Source organism: Kitasatospora sp. LaBMicrA B282 (genome assembly GCF_050325825.1).
Lineage (GTDB): Bacteria > Actinomycetota > Actinomycetes > Streptomycetales > Streptomycetaceae > Kitasatospora.
This window is the reverse complement of the sequence record NZ_JBNQTI010000100.1, coordinates 13,806-31,824: the sequence shown is the minus strand read 5'-3', so window position 1 is coordinate 31,824 and position 18,019 is coordinate 13,806. Positions and strand designations below refer to the sequence as shown.

Here is an 18,019-nt window from a genome sequence, read left to right as displayed (position 1 = left end):
CGCGCCGCCGGCCAGGGCCACAGCGGCGGCCCGAGCCGCGGCAGTGGCGGACGCGGGCCCCGCCGCCGCTCGCCGCTGCTGGCGGCCGGGCGCGTCGTGGCCTGCCTGACCTCCCTCGCGGTGCTCGGCACCTGCGGCTTCACCTGGTACGAGGTGCACTCGCTGACCAACGGGATGACCACCTCCAGTGCCCTGGAGGAGATCGAGAAGGGTGCCCCGCCGCACCTGGACGGCTCGGTCAACCTGCTGCTGATCGGTCTGGACAGCCGCAAGGACATGGACGGCAACGACCTGCCCGGCGAGTTCGTCCAGGACGAACTGCACGCCGGTTCCAGCAGCGAGGTTGGCGGCTACAACACCAACACCCTGATGGTGATGCACATCCCGGCCAACGGCGGCCAGGTCACCGCGCTCTCCATCCCGCGCGACGACTACGTGCAGACCGTCGGCGCCGACGGCAGGATGCACAAGATCAAGGAGGCCTACGGCATCGCCAAGGCGGCCGCCGAGGCCAAGCTGGCGAGCAAGGGGCTCTCCAAGGCCGACCTGGAGCGGCAGAGCCGGGAGGCCGGGCGCAAGGCCACGCTGGCCACCGTGCAGAGCTTCCTCGGCATCCCGATCGACCACTTCGCCGAGGTCAACCTGGTCGGCTTCTACGACATCGCCAAGGCGGTGCAGCCGATCACGGTCTGCCTCAACCACGACACCAAGGACCCGGCGATGGCCGGGCAGGGCTCCGGCGCCGACTTCCACCAGGGCCTCAACACGCTGAACGCCTCCCAGGCGCTCTCCTTCGTCCGCCAGCGGCACAACCTGGCCGGCGGCGACTTCGACCGCACCCACCGCCAGCAGGCCTTCATCTCCTCGGTGGTGAAGAAGCTCAAGGACCAGGGGGTGGTCGGCGACCTGGGCAAGACGCAGCAGCTGCTGGACGTGGTCAAGAAGGACGTGGTGACCGACGACAAGTGGAACGTCCTCGACTTCGCCCAGCAGGCGCCCAACCTGACCGGCGGCCACGTCGAGGCCAACACGCTGCCGATCGCCGGCTTCGCCACCATCGGCGGCGAGGCCGTCAACAAGGTCGACCCGGTGCAGATCAAGCGGATCGTCCAGCAGTTGATCGGCCGCGACCCGGCTCCGGGCGGCGGCTCGGTGGCGGACGGCGGCGCCCAGCCCACGGCCCCCGCCCCCGGCCAGGACCCGCCCGCCGCGCCGAGCCCGTCGCCCGACCCGGCCGAGCGGCCGAGCGGCACCGTCGACGTGGTCAACGCCTCCGGCCAGCCGCACGCCGCCGAGACCGAGCTGAAGGCGCTCACCGCCCTCGGCTTCACCGAGGGGCGGGCCACCCAGGCCACCCGGCAGAGCCGCACCACGGTCGGCTACGGCAGCGGCGCCAAGGACGCGGCCGACCAGGTCGCCGCCCGCTACGGCGTCGCCGCGGCGGCGAGCAACGCGCTCAAGCCCGGGCACGTCCTGCTCACCCTGGGCGTCGGCTTCACGCCGACGACCGCGACGCCGTCCGCCGCGGCGAGCACGCCGGCCGCCACCCCGGGCTCCGGGGACCCGGCGGCGGGCCTGCCGATGCAGGGGCCGGCCGTGAAGATGGGCGGGATCCCGTGCGTCGACTGAGCTGAGTCGCTCGCCGGGGTCCCCGGGGCCGTTTCCGGACGGCCCCTCCCCCAGGGCATAGTGGGACCCATCCCGCCCTTCGATCGGAGTACCACCTGTGATCATCGGCCTGGCGACCGCCGTGACGGCCTCGACCTGCTACGGCCTCGGCTCGGTCCTCCAGGCGGTCGGCTCGCGCCGCTCCGCCCGCGAGGAGGGTGCGGCCGGCGGGCAGGTCACCGAGCACGGCGGGCCGAGCCTCAGCTCCACCGCCAAGGCCGTGGTCACCTGGGAGTTCATCCTCGGCACGGTGCTCGACTTCGTCGGCTTCCTGCTCGGCGCGCTCTCCGCCCGGCTGCTGCCGCTCTTCCTCTGCCAGACCGTGATCAGCGCCAACCTGGTGATCACCGCGCTGTTCAGCGTCAAGCTGCTCGGCATCAAGCTGAAGCGCCCGGAGTGGGTCGCGATCGGCGTGGTCTGCGGCGCCCTGGTGCTGCTCGCCACCGCCGCCGGTCACGAGGGCACCGGCACCACCTCGATGACCACCCACTGGTGGGTGCTGGCGGTCTCGATCGCGGTGGTCGGCGGCGGCTCGCTGCTGGTGCGGCGGCTCGGCACCACCGGGGCGATCGTGGCCGGCCTGGTCTCCGGCCTCGGCTTCGGCGCGCTCGGCATCGGGGTGCGGATCCTGAACGGCGTGGACCCCTTCGACCTGGGCACCCTGGTGAGCGATCCGGCGCTGTACGCGATCCTGATCGGCGGCCTGGGCGGGATGTACCTGCACACGGTGGCGCTGCAGATCGGTTCGGTGAACGGCGCCACGGCCGCCCTGGTGATCGGCGAGACCGTGGGGCCGGGCATCGTCGGGGTGCTCTGGCTGGGCGATGCCACCCGGTCCGGGCTGGCCTGGCTGGGGCTGCTCGGCTTCGTGCTCGCGGTGGCCGGCGCGGTGGCGGTGGCGCACTACGGCGAGGGCGAGGGGGCCTTGCAGGTGGAGGCGCGGGAGCGGACGGCGGTCGGCTGACCGGGCGTGCTGCCGGCCGGGCAGGTGCGGCCGGGCTCAGTCCGTGCGCTGGCGCGGCACCCGCTGGCAGCGCGGGCAGAAGTAGCTGGACCGGTTCATCCAGGCGGCCCGCCGGATCTCGGTGCCGCAGCGGTAGCAGGGCAGGCCCTCGCGGCCGTAGGCGTCCAGCGACCGGGAGAAGTAGCCGCTCTCGCCGTTCACGTTCACGTAGAGGCTGTCGAAGCTGGTGCCGCCGACCGCGAGCGCCGCGGACATCACCTCGCGCGCGTTGGCCAGCAGGGTCTGCGCCAGCGGGCGGGTGAGGGTGGCCGTGGGGCGGTCGTAGTGCAGCTTGGAGCGCCAGAGCGCCTCGTCGGCGTAGATGTTGCCGACCCCGCTGATCAGGCTCTGGTCGAGCAGCGCGCGCTTGACCGTGGTGCGCTTGGCGCGCAGCGCGGTGAAGAAGGCGGCCTCGTCGAAACGCGGGTCGAGCGGGTCGCGGGCGATGTGCGCGAGGGACTGCGGCAGGCCGTCGGCGTCCGCCGGCTCGACCGCCAGGTGACCGAAGGTGCGCTGGTCGACGAAGCGCAGCTCCCGGCCGCCGTCGGTGAACCGCAGCCGGACCCGCAGGTGGGTCTCGTCCGGGGTGGCCGGGTCCTGCACCAGCAGCTGGCCGCTCATCCCGAGGTGGCCGAGCAGCGCGAAGCCCCCATCGGTGAACGGGAGCCAGAGGTACTTGCCGCGCCGCCGGGCCTCGCCCAGGGTCACCCCGGCGAGCCGGGCGGCGAAGTCGGCGGCGCCGGCCGGCTGCCGCCGCACGGCCCGCGGGTGGCGGACCTCGGCGGCGGCGACGGTGCGGCCGGTGACCCAACGGGCCAGACCGCGCCGCACCACCTCGACCTCGGGAAGCTCCGGCACGATGGCGCTCCTAAGCGGCCGGTGCGGCCGGGCTGTCGCCGTACTTGGCCTTGATCGCGCGCCAGGCGCTCTCGGCGGCCTTCTGCTCGGCCTCCTTCTTGGAGCGGCCGGTGCCGCTGCCGAAGGCCTCGCCGGCCACCTTGGCGGCCGCGTTGAAGGTCTTCTCGTGGTCCGGGCCGGATTCCTCGACCACGTACTCGGGCACGCCGATGCCCACCGAGGCGGTGAGCTCCTGCAGGCTGGTCTTCCAGTCGAGACCGGCGCCCAGCTGGGAGGACTCCGCGATCAGCGGGTCGAAGAGGCGGTGCACGAACTCGGTCGCCGACTCCAGGCCCTGGTCCAGGTAGATGGCGCCGATCACGGCCTCGACGGTGTCGGCGAGGATCGAGGACTTGTCGCGACCGCCGGTGCCCTCCTCGCCCTTGCCCAGGCGGATGAAGGTGCCGAGCTCCAGACCGCGGCCGACCTCGGCGAGCGCACGCGAGTTGACCACCGCGGCGCGCAGCTTGGCGAGCGTCCCCTCCGGCACGTCCGGGTGGATGCGGTAGAGGGTGTCGGTCACCACCAGGCCCAGCACCGAGTCGCCGAGGAACTCCAGGCGCTCGTTGGTGGGCAGACCGCCGTTCTCGTAGGCGAACGAGCGGTGCGTCAGGGCACGTACCAGAAGGGCGCGCTCGAGTTGGTACCCGAGGCGCCCTTCCAGCACGTCGTATGCGGTCGAGGCCGGCCCGCCGCCCGGTTCACCCCCGCTTTTGCGGGGACCCGACTTGCGGGAGGAGTGAGCGTCCGACATCGATCCGTCCACCCCGCCGATCAGACCGAGAGGACCTGGCGACGGTTGTACGTGCCGCAGCTCGGGCACGCGATGTGACCGAGCTTCGGCTCGTGGCAGCGGTCGCACGCCACGAGGGCCGGGACGACGGCCTTCCAGTTGCTACGGCGGTGGCGCGTGTTGCTGCGCGACATCTTCCGCTTCGGAACAGCCACGGCTAATTCTCCTGGTTCTCGGCGAGACCCTCACGGGTGTCGCTGTTCTCGGTTCCACGCCGCGGATCAGCGGCCGTGCTACGGGCCTCGTCGCCGGTTCCGGCGGAGAGTCCCTGCAAAGCCGCCCACCGGGGGTCGACGGCGTCGTGGTGGTGGTCCGGGTCGTCGCTGAGTCGCGCTCCGCACTCGGAGCACAGGCCCAGGCAGTCGTCCTGGCACACCGGCTGCAGCGGCAGTGCGAGCACCACCGCGTCACGCAGCACCGGTTCGAGGTCGAAGAGGTCGCCCTCCAACCGGTAAGTCTCGTCCTCGTCCTCCTCGGACAGCTCGTCCTCGGCGGACTGCCTGGTCCGGCCGCGCTCGTCGGTCTCCGGGTAGTAGTACAGCTCCTGGAAGTCGACGTCGAGGTCGTCCTCGACGGGCTCCAGGCAGCGCACGCACTCACCGGTCACGTGGGCCTCGGCGGTGCCCGTGACGAGCACTCCCTCGACCACGGACTCCAGGCGCAGTTCCAGGGCCATCTCGCTGCCGACCGGGACGCCGATGACGTCCGCGACGCCGAAGCCCTCGGGGGCCTGGAAGGTCCGCTCCACCGTGCGCATCGAGCCGGGGCGACGACCGAGCTCGTGCGTGTCGAACACGAGGGGGTCGCGGTGGTCGAGGCGGTTCACGGTTCTCGGCTTCCTGGCGGCGGGCGCATCGCTGCGCTACGCGAGTGGTTGGTTCGTTCCGGTCCGGCGCAGTTACGCGGGCAGCCGAACGGTCCGGCGGCAGAGAGCCGGAGTGGTCAGCGTACCCGACCGGACGCCCAGGCCCAACTTCGCAGTCCGGGCGGCCAAGCTCCGCAAGGGCCGCACGGCTGTCAGCGGCCGCCGAGCTCCCGCAGCCGGGTCATGTCGATCATGCTGGTGTCGAAGAAGCTGGTCTCGTCCAGCGCGGCCGGCTGAACCGGCTGCACCGGCTGCTGCTGCGGGTAGTAGGCCGGGTCGTAGCCGCCCTGGGCGGGCGGGTAGCCGGGCGCCTGCTCCTGGTAGTAGCCGGCGGCGTACGGGTCGCCCTGCTGGCCCTGGTAGTACTGGCCCGCGTACGGGTCGCCGTGCGCGGCCGCGGCGCCCTCGTAGCCGTTCGGGTAGGCCTCCTGGTAGCCGCCCTGGGTCGGGTCGGCGTAGGGGGCCTGGTGCGGCTCGGCGTACTCCGGGGTGCCGTAGCCGGCGCCCGCCGGGTAGCCGGCGCCCTCGGTGCCGCCCTGCCAGCCGCCCTGGGCCGGGGCCTCCTGCGGCCAGCTCTGCTGCACCGGGACGTCCTCCTGGTACCAGGGCCGCTCCTCCTCGCCGTCGGCGAAGCCGGCCGCCACCGCCTCGGCCCGGTCCTTGAGCTGCTGGGCCTCGTCGGCGGCGGCCAGATAGGCGCCCAGCTCGTCGATCGGGGCCTTGCCGAGCAGCTTGTCCCGACCCCGGCCGACCGCCTCCAGGGTGCCGCCGAGCACCGCCTGCAGGGTGGCGAGCTTGGCGTCCACGTACTCGTCGACCTCCGGGCTGGGGCTGCGCCCGCCCTGGAACTCCTCGCCGTCCTCGGACTCGTAGCCGCCGTCGCCGCGCAGCTTGTCCCGGCCGCGGCCGACCGCGCCGAGCGTCTTGGTCAGCACCACCTCGAAGTTGGCCAGCTTGCTGTCGACGTAGTCGTCGGCCTCCTGGCGCTTGACCGCGACCTCCTCGCGGGCCTCGCCGAGGATCTTGTCGGCCTCGGCCTGGGCCCGGCGGACCACCTCGGTGTCGGAGATCAGCGAGCCGCGCTCGGCGTGCGCGCCCTGGATGATCCGCTCGGCCTCGCCGTGCGCGTCGGCCACCACCTGCTCGTGGTCGGCCATCACCGACTGGGCCTGGGCGAGCTCGGCCGGCAGGGTCTCGCGCAGGTCCTGCAGCAGGGCCACCAGCTCGGCCCGGTTCACCACACAGGAGGCCGACATGGGCATCGCGCGGGCACTCTCGACCACGGCGATGATCTCGTCGACTCGGTTCTGCACGTCCACGGGCTTCTGTCTTTCCGTGAGTACCGCTGGCGGGACTACAGACTGTACGTCAGAATCCGCCGGCTCCGGCCCGCTACTGGGCGGCCCGCTCGGCCAGCCGCTCCACCAGCCGGTGGTGCACCATCGGCGGGATCAGGTGCGAGACGTCGCGGCCGTACGAGGCCACCTCCTTGACCAGGGTCGAGGAGAGGAAGCTGTAGGTCGGCGAGGTGGGCACGAAGAGCGTCTCGACGCCGGTCAGGCCGCGGTTCATCTGGGCCATCTGCAGCTCGTAGTCGAAGTCGCTGACCGCGCGCAGGCCCTTGACGATGGCCGGGATCTCCCGGTCGCGGCAGAAGTCCACCAGCAGGCCGTGGTGCGACTCGACCTTGACGTTGCCGTACTGCGCGCAGGTCTCCTCGATCATCTCGATCCGTTCCTCGATGGTGAACAGACCCTGCTTGTTCTTGTTGATCAGCACCGCGACGTGGACCACGTCGTAGAGCTGGGAGGCCCGCTCGATGATGTCGAGGTGCCCGTTGGTGATCGGGTCGAAGGAACCCGGACAGACGGCGCGGCGCATTGCGGTGTGCTTCCCTCTCCGTTGTGGCTCGGCGGTGGTGCCGGGCGCGGGGTGGCTCCGGGCGGGTCGGTCGTCCCCGGGCGGGTCAGACGGCCTGCCCGTACCAGAGCGTGCCCTCGCCGTAGCGGCGCGAGCGGAGCGCTTCGAAGCCGCCGGGCCAGACGAACTCCCCGCCCCTGGTGCTGCGCTCCACGGTGACGAGTGCGTCGTCCGTGATCCAGCCCCCGGCCCGGAGTGTGATCAGCATCTCGCGCAGCTCGGCGTCGGCGACCACGTAGGGCGGGTCCAGGAAGACCAGGTCGTAGGGCTGCTGCGGAGCCGGGCCGGCCAGCACCCGCTCGGCCCGCTCGGCCCGCACCTCGGCCCCGGGCAGCGCCACGGTCTTCACGTTGGCCCGGATCACCCGGGCCGCGGCGCCGTCCGCCTCCACCAGCAGCACGTGCGCGGCGCCGCGGGAGAGCGCCTCCAGGCCGACCGCGCCGGAGCCGGCGAACAGGTCGAGCAGCCGGGCCCCGGGCAGCGTGCCGCGCAGCGCCTCCAGGGTGGAGAACATCGCCTCACGGGCCTTGTCGGAGGTCGGGCGGGTACCCCGCCCCGGTGGTACGGCAAGGCGGCGGCCGCCGGCCGCCCCTGCGATGACGCGGGTCATGGTGTCCTCTCTGGATGTCCCGTGACCACGCTATACGGGGCGGGCGGCGGCACCGTGAACCGGGCGCACCACCGGGCGCCCGGTCCCCCCGGTCGGTCTTACTCCTGCTTACTCCTGGGGGCTGGCGCCGAGCAGGGCGGGCGAGGCGTAGCGGGACCAGGAGAGGCAGCCGTCGGGCGGGCAGTACTCGGGGCGGCGCGGGTCGTGGCCGAGCTCGCGCAGCTTGGTGCGGACGGAGTCGGGCGTGCGGCCGAAGCGGGCGGCGATCCGGGCGATGGTCTCGCTCTCGTGGAACCGCCGGACCAGCTCCTCCTCGTGCTGCGGCACCCAGGGGGCGCCGTGGCCGGGGTAGAGCTCGCGCAGCACGTCGCGGTCGGGGATGGGCTCGGAGACGTCGGCGACGATCGCCAGGGCGCGCAGCGCGCGGTTCAGCGCGATCCGCAGGCTGGCGACGTCCTCCACCGGCAGCCGGAGCCGGCCGCTGGCGATCGGGTCGGCCGACTGGCCCTCGCGCCAGCCGGTCAGCGTGAGGGTGACCTCCCGGTCGTCGTCGCTGGCGAGTTCGACCCGGAAGACCTTGTCGCCGAGCGGGAGCTCGTTGAGGTGACGGAATGCCATGCAGGACCCCCAAGTGTCGTGCCGGGAACGCGGCTTGACGCTGCGTCCCGAACACCTGAATTCTCCCGCGGAGCACTGACAATCGCCGGGTCCACGAAGGGTGGTCGGCATACCGAGCGACTGAATCGGCCCCCGTTGCGGAGCGACTGATTCAGCCCCCGTCGCGGAGCGACTGATCAACCCTTGTCGAGGAAGGCGGCCCGGTCCTCGTCGAGCAGCCCGGCCAGCGCCGCCCGCAGGTCGCCGTGGTCGGCCAGCTCCGGGTCGGCGTCGACCAGCGCCGCCGCCGCGGTGCGGGCCTCCGCGATGACGTCCTCGTCCTCCAGCACCGAGAGCACCTTGAGCGAGGACTTCACCCCGGACTGGGCCTGCCCGAGCACGTCGCCCTCGCGGCGCTGCTCCAGGTCGATCCGGGAGAGCGCGAAGCCGTCCAGGGTGCCGGCCACCGCCTCCAACCGGGCCCGGGCCGCGCTGCCCGCCGGCATCTCGCTGACCAGCAGGCAGAGCCCGGGCGCACTGCCGCGGCCGACCCGGCCGCGCAGCTGGTGCAACTGGGAGACCCCGAACCGGTCCGCGTCCATGATCACCATCGCGGTGGCGTTCGGCACGTTGACCCCGACCTCGATCACCGTGGTGGCCACCAGCACGTCCACCTGGCCGGCGGTGAACCGCCGCATCACGTCGTCCTTGGCCTCCGGGGCCAGCCGCCCGTGCAGGATCTCCGTCCGCAGCCCGGCCAGCGGCCCCTTGGCCAGGTTCTCGGCCGTCTCCACCACGCTGAGCGGCGGGCGGCGCTCGTCGCTGCCGGCACCGCCGTCCTCGCCGCCGAGCTCGCCCCCGACCTCCTCGGGGTCCGCCGGATCGGCCTTGCGGCGCTTGCGGCCCGCCTTGGGCTCCTCCGGCTCGTCGCCGATCCGCGGGCAGACCACGTAGGCCTGGTGGCCCTTGGCCACCTCCTCGCGGATCCGCTCCCAGGCCCGGGCCAGGAAGTTGGGCTTCTCCAGGGCCGGCACCACGTGGCTGGCGATCGGCGAGCGGCCGGCCGGCAGCTGGTCCAGCACCGAGGTCTCCAGGTCGCCGAAGACGGTCATGGCGACGGTGCGCGGGATGGGCGTGGCGGTCATCACCAGCAGGTGCGGCGGGCGGCCGCCCTTGGCCCGCAGCGCGTCGCGCTGCTCCACGCCGAACCGGTGCTGCTCGTCCACCACCACCAGGCCGAGGTCCTGGAACTGCACCTTGTCCTCGATCAGCGCGTGGGTGCCGATCGCGATCCCGGCCTCGCCGCAGGCCATGTCGAGCAGCACCTGGCGGCGGGCCGCGGTCCCCATCGAGCCGGTGAGCAGCGCCACCTTGGTGCCGATCTCGGAGCCGCCGAGCATCCCGCCCTCGGCCAACTCCCCCATCATCTCGACGATCGACCGGTGGTGCTGCTGGGCCAGCACCTCGGTGGGCGCAAGCAGCACCGCCTGCCCGCCGGCGTCCACCACCGCGAGCATGGCGCGCAGCGCGACCAGCGTCTTCCCCGAGCCCACCTCGCCCTGCAGCAGCCGGTGCATCGGGTGCTCGCCGGCCAGGTCGGCGAAGACCTCGGCGCCCACCGCCTGCTGCCCCGCGGTCAGGGTGAACGGCAGCTTGGCGTCGAAGGCGTCCAGCAGCCCGCCGGCGCGCACCGGCCGGGGCACCGCGGGCAGCGCGTGCGCGGCGGCCCGGCGCTGGGCCAGCGCGACCTGGAGCACGAACGCCTCGTCCCAGCGCAGCCGGTCCCTGGCCCGCTCCAGTTCGGCCTGGTTGCGCGGGCGGTGGATCAGCTCCAGCGCCTCGGACAGCGGGAGCAGCCCGCGCTCGGCGCGCAGCGCCTCGGGCAGCGGCTCGCCGACCGCGCCGAGGTGGGTGGTGAGCGCCATCTCGATCGCCAGCGCCAGCTTCCAGCTGGGCATCTGGGCGCTGGCCGGGTAGACCGGGATCATCCGCCCGGCGAACTGCCGGGCGGTCTCGGTGCCGCCGTCCTCCGCTCCGTCCGCGTCGAGCAGCTGGTAGTCCGGCGAGGCCAGCTGGCGGGTCCGGTTGAAGACCCCGACCTTGCCCGCGAACAGCCCCTGCAGGCCGGGCTTGAGCTCCTTCTGCCGCCACCCCTGGTTGAAGAAGACCAGCGAGAGCCGCCCGCGCCCGTCGGTGACCACCACCTCCAGGCGGTCGCCCTTGCGGCCGCGGAACGGGATCAGGGTGACCTTCTCGATCCGGGCCAGCACGGTGACGTGCTCGTCGACCTCCAGCTCGTCCAGGCTGGTGAGCTGGCCGCGCTCGGCGTACCGGCGCGGGTAGTGGTGCAGCAGGTCGCCGACCGTGCGCAGCTTGAGGCTGTCGGCGAGCACCTTCGCGGTGCGGTCGCCGACCAGCTTGGTCAGGGGTTCGTCGAGCGCGGCCATCACGCCCTATTGGACACCACTCGGGTGACAGAACGGGCCCGCCCCGACCTACTCCACCCCGATGAGCAGCGGCGCGCTCTCCTGGCCGCCGGCGAAGACCACCGTGTCGACCTCCGGGCGCTGCCGCCGGGCGTGCGCCACCAGGTGGTCGGCCAGGTCCGCCGGGGCGCCCTCGCCGAGCACCAGGGTGACCAGTTCGCCGCCGGCCGCGAGCATCCGGGAGAGCACCTCGGCACCGGTGGCGGCGATGCCCCGGCCGATCACCGCCACGTCCCCGTCGATCAGGCCGAGCACGTCGCCGGCCTGGCAGACCCCGGCCATGGTCCAGGACTCCCCCTCGGCCACGGCCAGTTCGGCGTACCGGGTGGCGCCGGCCGCGGAGGTCATGGCGACCACGTCCTCGTCGAACCGGCGCCCCGCCTCGTGCACCGCGAGCGCGGCCAGCCCCTGCACCGGGGAGCGGGTGGGCAGCACCGCGATCCGCACCCCCTCCTCGCGCAGTTGCTCGGCCGCCGCCCCGGCGCCGGCCCGCAGTTCGGGGTCGTTGAGCAGCACGATCACCTCGTGCGCCCCGCTGCGGCGCACCGCCTCGGCGAGTTCGGCACTGGACGGCGGCGCGTCCGGGTCGGCGGCCAGCACCGCGGCCCCGGCGGCCCGGCACAGCTCGGCCAGACCGGCTCCGGCGACCACGCTGAGCACCGCCCGCTCGGTCGGCCGGTGTTCGGTGGCGACGCCGGAGCGGGCCGCGGCCTCGGCGAAGTGGGTGATCCGGATCCGGTGCGGGCGCCCGGCGACCACCCCGGCCTCCACGGCCGCCCCCGCGTCGTCCACGTGCACGTGCACGTTCCACAGCCCGTCGCCGCCGCCCACCACCAGCGAGTCGCCGAGCTCGGCCAGCCGGGCCCGCAGCGCGGGCAGCGCGCGGTCCGGGGCGTCCAGCAGGTAGATCACCTCGAAGGCCGGGTGCCCGGGCAGCCGCTCGGGCTCGGCCGCGCAGGCGCCCTCGGAACGGGCCGGGGCGGCGACCGGCAGGTCCTCGCCGAACGCGACCGGGCCCATCGGCTGCTGGCCCGCCACCGCGTCGGCCAGCGCGCCGAGCACCGCCACCAGGCCGCGCCCGCCCGCGTCCACCACCCCGGCCCGGGCCAGCACGTCGAGCTGCTCCGGGGTGCGCAGCAGCGCGGCCCGGGCGGCCTCGTGGGCGGTGGCGGTCACCTCGGCCAGCGGGCCGCAGGTCCGGCCGGCGGCCTCGGCAGCGGCCCGGGCCACGGTCAGCAGGGTGCCCTCGACCGGGTCGGCCACCGCCTGGTAGGCGGCCTCGGAGCCGCGGGCCAGCGCCCGGCGCAGCGCCGGCGGCTCGCCGCCCTGGGCGGCCAGGACCTCGGCCGTGCCGCGCAGCAGCTGGGCCAGGATCACCCCGGAGTTGCCCCGGGCGCCGAGCAGCGCGCCCTTGGCCATCGCCTTGACCGCGCCGGCCAGGGCGGGCGCGGCGCCGTCCTCGAAGCACTGCTCGACGGCGGCGGCAGCGGCCTCCACGGTCAGGTAGAGGTTCGTCCCGGTGTCCCCGTCCGGCACCGGGTAGACGTTGAGCGCGTCGATCTCCTCCCGGGCCTGGCCGAGGGCGGACAGCGCGAGGCGGCACCAGGTGCGGACGGCGGTGGCGTCGAGCGTCTCCAGCACCGGGTCTCCTCCAGGTGAACGCGGCGGCAACGGGGCGTTGCCGTGGGGTGGGGCTGCGGATGGGGCTGCTGGCAGGTTATCGGGGCCCGGCGGCCCGGCCGGGCGGAGTCGCAGGAGCCGGCCGGTGGGGCGCTGAGCTGCCCGGGAAGCAGAGCGATCTTCGGTCGAAGCATGGTAGTTTCGTGAAGCGCGAGCAGTCGTTGTATGCTGCTCCGGTTGCCTGGAACAACCCGGGCTCCCCCCTTGAACCGATCCGGACCACGCCGAGTGGCCAGGGTGGATCAGCCGGGGTTTTTCGAACGTAACTGATCTGAAGTCTTGGAGTGACTCCTGTGGCTGCCAACTGCGACGTCTGCGGCAAGGGGCCGGGCTTCGGCAACAACATCTCCCACTCGCACCGCCGTACCCGCCGTCGTTGGAACCCCAACATCCAGACGGTGCGCGCTGTGATCGGGCGGACGCCGAAGCGGCTCAACGTGTGCACCTCGTGCATCAAGGCCGGTAAGGTCTCGCGCTGACGCGCAGACCGGTACTGCCGGTCCTCCGGATCGCCGATCCACCCTCGGGTGGGTCGGCTTTCTGCTTTTCCGGTCCCCGCGACTTTCCCCGTCCCCGCGGCTTTCCCGGCCCCCGCAGCCTGCTGCGGGGGCCGGACCTGCTCAGCCGCGCAGCCGCCAGCCGTGGTCGACCGGTCCGATCCCCGCGCCCAGCGCGAAGCCGGCCCGGATCGCGCCGGTGACGTACTCCTTGGCGGCGGCGACCGCGTCGGGCAGCTCCTGCCCCTTGGCCAGCTCCGCGGCGATCGCGCTGGCCAGCGTGCAGCCGGTGCCGTGGGTGTGCCGGTTGTCGTGGCGCGCGGCCCGGAACCAGTACTCCTCGCCGTCCCGGCCGGCCAGCAGGTCGGTCGCCTCGCCCGGCAGGTGGCCGCCCTTGACCAGCACCCAGCGCGGACCCAGCGCGAGCAACGCGTCGGCGGCCGGGCGCATCTCGCCCTCCTCCAGCACGGTGATCCCGGTGAGCTGCGCCACTTCGTGCAGGTTCGGGGTGGCCAGGGTGGCCAGCGGCAGCAGCCGCTCGCGCACGGTGGCCACCGCCTCGGCGGCGAGCAGCGCGTCACCGTGCTTGGAGACCCCGACCGGGTCCACCACGATCGGCGCGTCGACGTCGGCCAGCAGCTCGGCGACCGTCTCGACCAGCTCGATCGAGGCCAGCATGCCGGTCTTCACCGCCTGCACCCCGATGTCGTCCACCACGCTGCGCAGCTGGGCCCGGACCGCCTCGGCGGGCAGCTCCCAGTAACCCTGGACCCCCAGCGAGTTCTGCGCGGTGACGGCGGTGATCACGCTCATCCCGTGCACGCCGAGGGCGAGCATGGTCTTCAGGTCGGCCTGGATGCCGGCGCCACCGCCGGAGTCGGAGCCGGCGATGGTCAGGACGCGGGGCGGGGCGGTGCCGAGCGGTGCACTGGTGGACGCGGTGATGGACATACCGCCAACCTACCGGGCCGCCCTCACAGCACGGCCTCCGATTCCGCCCAGCGGTCCGGCGGCACGGTCTTCAGGTGGGTGACCGCCTCGGCCACCGGGACCAGCTGGATCTCGTTGCCGCGCAGGGCGGTGAAGTGCCCGAAGGCGCCCTTGTGCACCGCCTCCACCGCGTGCCAGCCGAACCGGGTGGCCAGCACCCGGTCCCGGGCGGTGGGGGTGCCGCCGCGCTGGGTGTGGCCGAGGATCACCGGGCGAGCCTCCTTGCCCAGCAGGTCCTCCAGCTCGCGGGCCAGCCGGGTGCCGATCCCGCCGAAGGTCCGGTGCCCGAACTGGTCGACCGCGCCGTGGTCGAACGGGAAGGTGCCGGGCACCGGCGTGGCCCCCTCGGCCACCGCGATGATGGCGAACGTCTTTCCCCGGGCGAACCGCTCCTCGATCATCCGGGCCACCGCCTCGATGTCGAAGGGCTTCTCCGGGATCAGGATGCCGTGCGCACCGCCGGCCATCCCCGCGGTCAGGGTGATCCAGCCGGTGTGCCGGCCCATCAGCTCGACCACCATCACCCGCTGGTGCGACTCGGCCGTGGTCTTCAGCCGGTCGATCGCCTCGGTGGCCACGTGCACGGCGGTGTCGAAGCCGAAGGTGACGTCGGTGGCGTCGATGTCGTTGTCGATGGTCTTGGGCACGCCGACCACCGGCAGCCCGGCGTCGCTGAACAGCTTGGCGGCGGTCAGGGTGCCCTCGCCGCCGATCGCGATCAGCGCGTCGAGGCCGAGCCGGCCGGCCAGCTCGGTGGCGTGCTCCACCGCCCAGTGGATCTTGTCCCGGTGCACCCGGGCGGAGCCGAGGATGGTGCCGCCGAGGGTGAGCAGGCCGGTGACGTCGTCGTGGCCGACCGGCCGGGCCCGGCCCTCGATCAGACCGCGGAACCCGTCCTCGATGCCGAGGATCTCGTCGCCGTGCACGTCCAGGCCCCGGTGCACCACCGAGCGGATCACCGCGTTGAGGCCGGGGCAGTCGCCGCCACTGGTCAGCACACCGATACGCATGCTGGGAAGCCTAGGGGCGTCCGCGGCCCGGCCCGGGCTCCAACACTCACCCGTTCGGGCGAAGGAGGACCGCCCGCGCGGACGGCCGCCGCGGCGGCCGGGCCGGACCGAGCCGGGCCGGGCCGGGCCGGCCACATCACCCGGCGACGGCCGCGGCGCTCGGCGACCGTCGGATCACTCGGCCGCGAAGTGGTCCCACCCGGCGGTCCGGTCCCAGGGAGCCCCGTCCACCGTGACCCGGCCGGTGCGGCCCACCCCCGCCGGCCCGGTCACCTGGCCGACCACCCGCCAGCGGGCCGGCAGCTGGGCACCGGCCGGGAAGGTGGCCGCGATCGCGTGGTCCTCGCCGCCGGAGAGCACCCAGACCAGCGGGTCCACCCCGACCGCCTGCCCGATGTCGGCCATCTGCGCGGGGATGTCGAAGTCGGCCGCGTGCAGGTCGATGTCCATCGCGCTGGCCGCGGCCACGTGGCCGAGGTCGGCGACCAGGCCGTCGCTCACGTCGATCATCGCGGTGGCGCCGAGCTCGGCGGCCGCCGGGCCGGCGTGGTAGGGCGGTTCGGGGCGGCGGTGCGCCTCCACGAAGGCCCGCGGGGAGCGGAAGCCACGGGAGAGCACGGTCAGGCCGGCGGCCGACCAGCCCAGCCAGCCGGTCACCGCGACCACGTCGCCGGCCCGCGCGCCGGACCGGGTGACCGGCGCGCGGCCCTGCAGGTCACCCAGGGCGGTGATGGCCAGCGTGATGGTCTCCCCGCGCACCACGTCGCCGCCCACCACGGCGGCGCCGGCCACCTGGCACTCGTCGCGCAGCCCGTCCATCAGCTCGGTGGCCCAGGTGGTGGGCAGCTCGGCCGGCACCACCAGGCCGAGCAGCAGCGCGGTGGGCACCGCACCCATGGCGGCGATGTCCGCGAGGTTCTGCGCGGCCGACTTGCGGCCGACGTCGTAGGCGGTGGACCAGTCGCGACGGAAGTGGCGGCCCTCGATCAGCACGTCGGTGGTGGCCACCACCCGGGCGTCCGGCGCCTTGATCACGGCCGCGTCGTCGCCCGGGCCGAGTTCCACTCCGGGAGTGAGCGGCAGCCGGGCGGTGAGCTCCCTGATGAGTCCGAACTCGCCGAGCTCGCCCACGGTCCCCTGCATGTGCCCACCTCTCCGGGTTTCGCTGCCGGGCGCGCGGCGCGTGCCCCGCGCGAAGCGTACGCCCACCGGCCTGCCGCGGGTCTCCCCTCCCCGGGGCGGGGCACGGTAGCGTGGTGATCCAGTCCTTGCGGCGTGCCCGCGCCCACCCGAGTCCCGCGGGCCGCCCGTTGTCCTCGCTCCGCCACCCCGAGCCGCCGGGAGGTCCTCCGTGGTACAGGCATACATCCTGATCCAGACCGAAGTGGGCAAGGCCACTACGGTGGCCGAGGCCATCGGCAAGATCGAGGGCGTCCTCCAGGCCGAGGACGTCACCGGCCCCTACGACGTGATCGTGCGCGCCCAGGCGGACACGGTCGACGAGCTGGGCCGGCTGGTGGTCGCGCAGATCCAGCAGGTCGAGGGGATCACCCGGACGCTGACCTGTCCGGTGGTGCACATCTAGCGGGGGCGCCGCGGCAGCGTCCCCGGCTCCCCCACACAGCGAGGTGGGGGAAACAGCGTCCCCGGGGTGGAACCCCGATATTTCTCTGTTCCTCTCTCTCCCTCCTCCCACTTGATTTGGTCCCACCTCCCCCCCCCCCCCGCTCCCCCCCCCCCACCAAACCTACCGGTTGCTCCCCCCTCCTCTCCTGCTTCCCCCACCTCGGTCGTCGCCGGGCCCGGCGTCAGCGCAGGCCGGTGGAGCGGCGCAGCGCGGCCTGCAGCAGGCGGTCGATCAGCTCCGGGTAGGGCACCCCGGTGGCCTCCCACATCTTCGGGTAGGCCGAGATCGGGGTGAAGCCGGGCAGCGTGTTGACCTCGTTGACCACCCAGCGGCCGTCGGTGAGCAGGAAGAAGTCGACCCGGGCCAGGCCCTCGCAGCCGAGCGCCTCGAAGGCCTCGACGGCCTTCTGCCGGATGTCCGCGGTCTCCTGCTCGGTCAGCCGGGCCGGGATCTGCACCTCGGAGGAGTCGATGTACTTGGCCTCGAAGTCGTAGAACTCGTAGCCCTCGCCGACCAGCACCTCGGCCGGCAGGCTGGCCCGCGGGCCGTCCTCGAACTCCAGGACGGCGCACTCCAGCTCGCGGCCCTCCAGCATCGCCTCGACGATCACCTTGGGGTCGTGCCGGCGGGCCTCCTCGATCGCCGCGTCCAGCTCGGCGACGTCCTTGACCTTGGTGATCCCGATGCTGGAACCGGCCCGGCAGGGCTTGACGAAGACCGGCAGGCCGAGCGCCGCGATCCGCTCGCGGGCCGCCGTGCGGCCCGCCTCGGACTCCCAGTCGCGCGGCCGGATCACGGTGTACGGGCCGATGCCGAGCCCGAAGGACTCCAGCACCCGCTTGGTGTACTCCTTGTCCATGCCGACCGCGCTGGCCAGCACGCCGGAGCCGACGTAGGGCACGCCGGAGAGCTCCAGCAGGCCCTGCAGGGTGCCGTCCTCGCCCCACGGGCCGTGCAGCAGCGGCAGCACCACGTCGACCTCGCCGAGCACCTTGGGCGCGGCACCGGGCTCGGTCCAGACGACCTCGCGCGAGGCCGGACTGGCGGGCAGCGCCAGCTGGCCGTCGACCGACTCGGCGACCTGCTCGACGTCGGGCATCCGCCCGTCGGTGATCGCCATCCGGGCCGGCTCGTCGGCGACCAGCGCCCAGCGGCCCTCCTGGGTGATGCCGACCGGCAGCACGTCGTACTTGGTCCGGTCGATCGCCCGCAGCACGCTGGCGGCGGTGACCACGGAGACGCCGTGCTCGGAGGAGCGGCCGCCGAAGACGATCGCCACGCGCGGCTTGGCCGCCTGGTTCTGGGAGGTCGTTTCGATGCTCATATCGACAGTGAGACTACCGTGCGGATGTTTCGGTTCCGGGTAACGCTGTGGT

18 protein-coding genes are annotated in these 18,019 nt (G+C 73.7%); 4 read left to right on the top strand and 14 right to left on the bottom strand.

Annotation, left to right across the window (positions count from 1 at the left end):
- Together ACQRUO_RS25100 and ACQRUO_RS25095 are read left to right on the top strand one after the other, a co-directional pair.
- Positions 1-1,629 (top strand): LCP family protein (locus tag ACQRUO_RS25100; RefSeq protein WP_428318311.1); only part of this gene is annotated, 1,629 nt, incomplete at its 5' end.
- A 97-nt stretch (positions 1,630-1,726) separates the two neighbouring features.
- Positions 1,727-2,632: a hypothetical protein gene (locus ACQRUO_RS25095; protein WP_428318310.1), complete on the top strand. Its 906-nt coding sequence runs from the start codon at positions 1,727-1,729 to the stop codon at positions 2,630-2,632.
- A gap of 36 nt (positions 2,633-2,668) precedes the next feature.
- Here ACQRUO_RS25095 and mutM read toward each other — a convergent pair whose 3' ends face one another.
- From mutM to ACQRUO_RS25045, 10 genes are all read right to left on the bottom strand, one after another.
- Positions 2,669-3,529 carry a bifunctional DNA-formamidopyrimidine glycosylase/DNA-(apurinic or apyrimidinic site) lyase gene (gene mutM / locus ACQRUO_RS25090; protein ID WP_428318309.1) on the bottom strand — a complete coding sequence of 287 codons (861 nt, stop codon included), beginning with the start codon at positions 3,527-3,529 and terminating at the stop codon, positions 2,669-2,671.
- A 10-nt stretch (positions 3,530-3,539) separates the two neighbouring features.
- On the bottom strand, positions 3,540-4,322 hold the full coding sequence (gene rnc / locus ACQRUO_RS25085; RefSeq protein ID WP_428318308.1) for a ribonuclease III: 783 nt from the start codon (positions 4,320-4,322) through the stop codon (positions 3,540-3,542).
- A gap of 20 nt (positions 4,323-4,342) precedes the next feature.
- Positions 4,343-4,516, bottom strand: a complete 174-nt coding sequence (rpmF, locus tag ACQRUO_RS25080) for a 50S ribosomal protein L32 (protein ID WP_030056747.1) — start codon at positions 4,514-4,516, stop codon at positions 4,343-4,345.
- A 2-nt stretch (positions 4,517-4,518) separates the two neighbouring features.
- Positions 4,519-5,187, bottom strand: coding sequence for a YceD family protein (locus tag ACQRUO_RS25075; protein WP_428318307.1), 669 nt, complete (start codon positions 5,185-5,187; stop codon positions 4,519-4,521).
- Between the two features lie 191 nt (positions 5,188-5,378).
- Positions 5,379-6,545 (bottom strand): cell division initiation protein, encoded by a 1,167-nt coding sequence (locus ACQRUO_RS25070; RefSeq protein ID WP_428318306.1) that lies wholly within the window; start codon positions 6,543-6,545, stop codon positions 5,379-5,381.
- 73 nt (positions 6,546-6,618) lie between these two features.
- The gene (coaD, locus tag ACQRUO_RS25065) at positions 6,619-7,107 is read right to left on the bottom strand and encodes a pantetheine-phosphate adenylyltransferase (protein ID WP_428318305.1); all 489 of its coding nucleotides are present in this window, start codon (positions 7,105-7,107) and stop codon (positions 6,619-6,621) included.
- An 85-nt stretch (positions 7,108-7,192) separates the two neighbouring features.
- Positions 7,193-7,756 (bottom strand): 16S rRNA (guanine(966)-N(2))-methyltransferase RsmD, encoded by a 564-nt coding sequence (rsmD, locus tag ACQRUO_RS25060; protein WP_428318304.1) that lies wholly within the window; start codon positions 7,754-7,756, stop codon positions 7,193-7,195.
- A gap of 108 nt (positions 7,757-7,864) precedes the next feature.
- Positions 7,865-8,374 (bottom strand): hypothetical protein, encoded by a 510-nt coding sequence (locus tag ACQRUO_RS25055; RefSeq protein WP_428318303.1) that lies wholly within the window; start codon positions 8,372-8,374, stop codon positions 7,865-7,867.
- A 176-nt stretch (positions 8,375-8,550) separates the two neighbouring features.
- Positions 8,551-10,800: an ATP-dependent DNA helicase RecG gene (recG, locus tag ACQRUO_RS25050; protein WP_428318302.1), complete on the bottom strand. Its 2,250-nt coding sequence runs from the start codon at positions 10,798-10,800 to the stop codon at positions 8,551-8,553.
- A 48-nt stretch (positions 10,801-10,848) separates the two neighbouring features.
- Positions 10,849-12,480 carry a DAK2 domain-containing protein gene (locus tag ACQRUO_RS25045; RefSeq protein ID WP_428318301.1) on the bottom strand — a complete coding sequence of 544 codons (1,632 nt, stop codon included), beginning with the start codon at positions 12,478-12,480 and terminating at the stop codon, positions 10,849-10,851.
- A gap of 332 nt (positions 12,481-12,812) precedes the next feature.
- Between ACQRUO_RS25045 and rpmB the strand changes: the two genes are divergently transcribed.
- Positions 12,813-12,998: a 50S ribosomal protein L28 gene (gene rpmB, locus ACQRUO_RS25040; protein WP_035846000.1), complete on the top strand. Its 186-nt coding sequence runs from the start codon at positions 12,813-12,815 to the stop codon at positions 12,996-12,998.
- A gap of 141 nt (positions 12,999-13,139) precedes the next feature.
- On the opposite strand, the gene thiD is transcribed toward rpmB, so the two are convergent.
- From thiD to ACQRUO_RS25025, 3 genes are all read right to left on the bottom strand, one after another.
- Positions 13,140-13,967, bottom strand: coding sequence for a bifunctional hydroxymethylpyrimidine kinase/phosphomethylpyrimidine kinase (thiD, locus tag ACQRUO_RS25035; protein WP_428318300.1), 828 nt, complete (start codon positions 13,965-13,967; stop codon positions 13,140-13,142).
- Between the two features lie 23 nt (positions 13,968-13,990).
- The gene (locus ACQRUO_RS25030; protein WP_428318299.1) at positions 13,991-15,016 is read right to left on the bottom strand and encodes a 6-phosphofructokinase; all 1,026 of its coding nucleotides are present in this window, start codon (positions 15,014-15,016) and stop codon (positions 13,991-13,993) included.
- A gap of 174 nt (positions 15,017-15,190) precedes the next feature.
- Complete coding sequence (locus tag ACQRUO_RS25025; protein ID WP_428318298.1) at positions 15,191-16,159, bottom strand: thiamine-phosphate kinase; 969 nt, start codon at positions 16,157-16,159, stop codon at positions 15,191-15,193.
- A 208-nt stretch (positions 16,160-16,367) separates the two neighbouring features.
- On the opposite strand from ACQRUO_RS25025, the gene ACQRUO_RS25020 reads away from it, so the two are divergent.
- On the top strand, positions 16,368-16,601 hold the full coding sequence (locus ACQRUO_RS25020) for an Lrp/AsnC family transcriptional regulator (RefSeq protein WP_428318297.1): 234 nt from the start codon (positions 16,368-16,370) through the stop codon (positions 16,599-16,601).
- 223 nt (positions 16,602-16,824) lie between these two features.
- On the opposite strand, the gene ACQRUO_RS25015 is transcribed toward ACQRUO_RS25020, so the two are convergent.
- Entirely contained in the window at positions 16,825-17,967 is a 1,143-nt protein-coding gene (locus ACQRUO_RS25015; RefSeq protein WP_428318296.1) for a D-alanine--D-alanine ligase family protein, read from the bottom strand.
- Between the last annotated feature and the right edge of the window lie 52 nt (positions 17,968-18,019).

Coding starts and splice junctions, on each gene's coding strand:
- rnc (WP_428318308.1), bottom strand. CDS start 4,322: ATGTCGGACGCTCACTCCTCCCGCAAGTCGGGTCCCCGCAAAAGCGGG.
- coaD (WP_428318305.1), bottom strand. CDS start 7,107: ATGCGCCGCGCCGTCTGTCCGGGTTCCTTCGACCCGATCACCAACGGG.
- rsmD (WP_428318304.1), bottom strand. CDS start 7,756: ATGACCCGCGTCATCGCAGGGGCGGCCGGCGGCCGCCGCCTTGCCGTA.
- ACQRUO_RS25055 (WP_428318303.1), bottom strand. CDS start 8,374: ATGGCATTCCGTCACCTCAACGAGCTCCCGCTCGGCGACAAGGTCTTC.
- recG (WP_428318302.1), bottom strand. CDS start 10,800: ATGGCCGCGCTCGACGAACCCCTGACCAAGCTGGTCGGCGACCGCACC.
- thiD (WP_428318300.1), bottom strand. CDS start 13,967: ATGTCCATCACCGCGTCCACCAGTGCACCGCTCGGCACCGCCCCGCCC.
- ACQRUO_RS25030 (WP_428318299.1), bottom strand. CDS start 15,016: ATGCGTATCGGTGTGCTGACCAGTGGCGGCGACTGCCCCGGCCTCAAC.
- ACQRUO_RS25025 (WP_428318298.1), bottom strand. CDS start 16,159: ATGCAGGGGACCGTGGGCGAGCTCGGCGAGTTCGGACTCATCAGGGAG.
- ACQRUO_RS25015 (WP_428318296.1), bottom strand. CDS start 17,967: ATGAGCATCGAAACGACCTCCCAGAACCAGGCGGCCAAGCCGCGCGTG.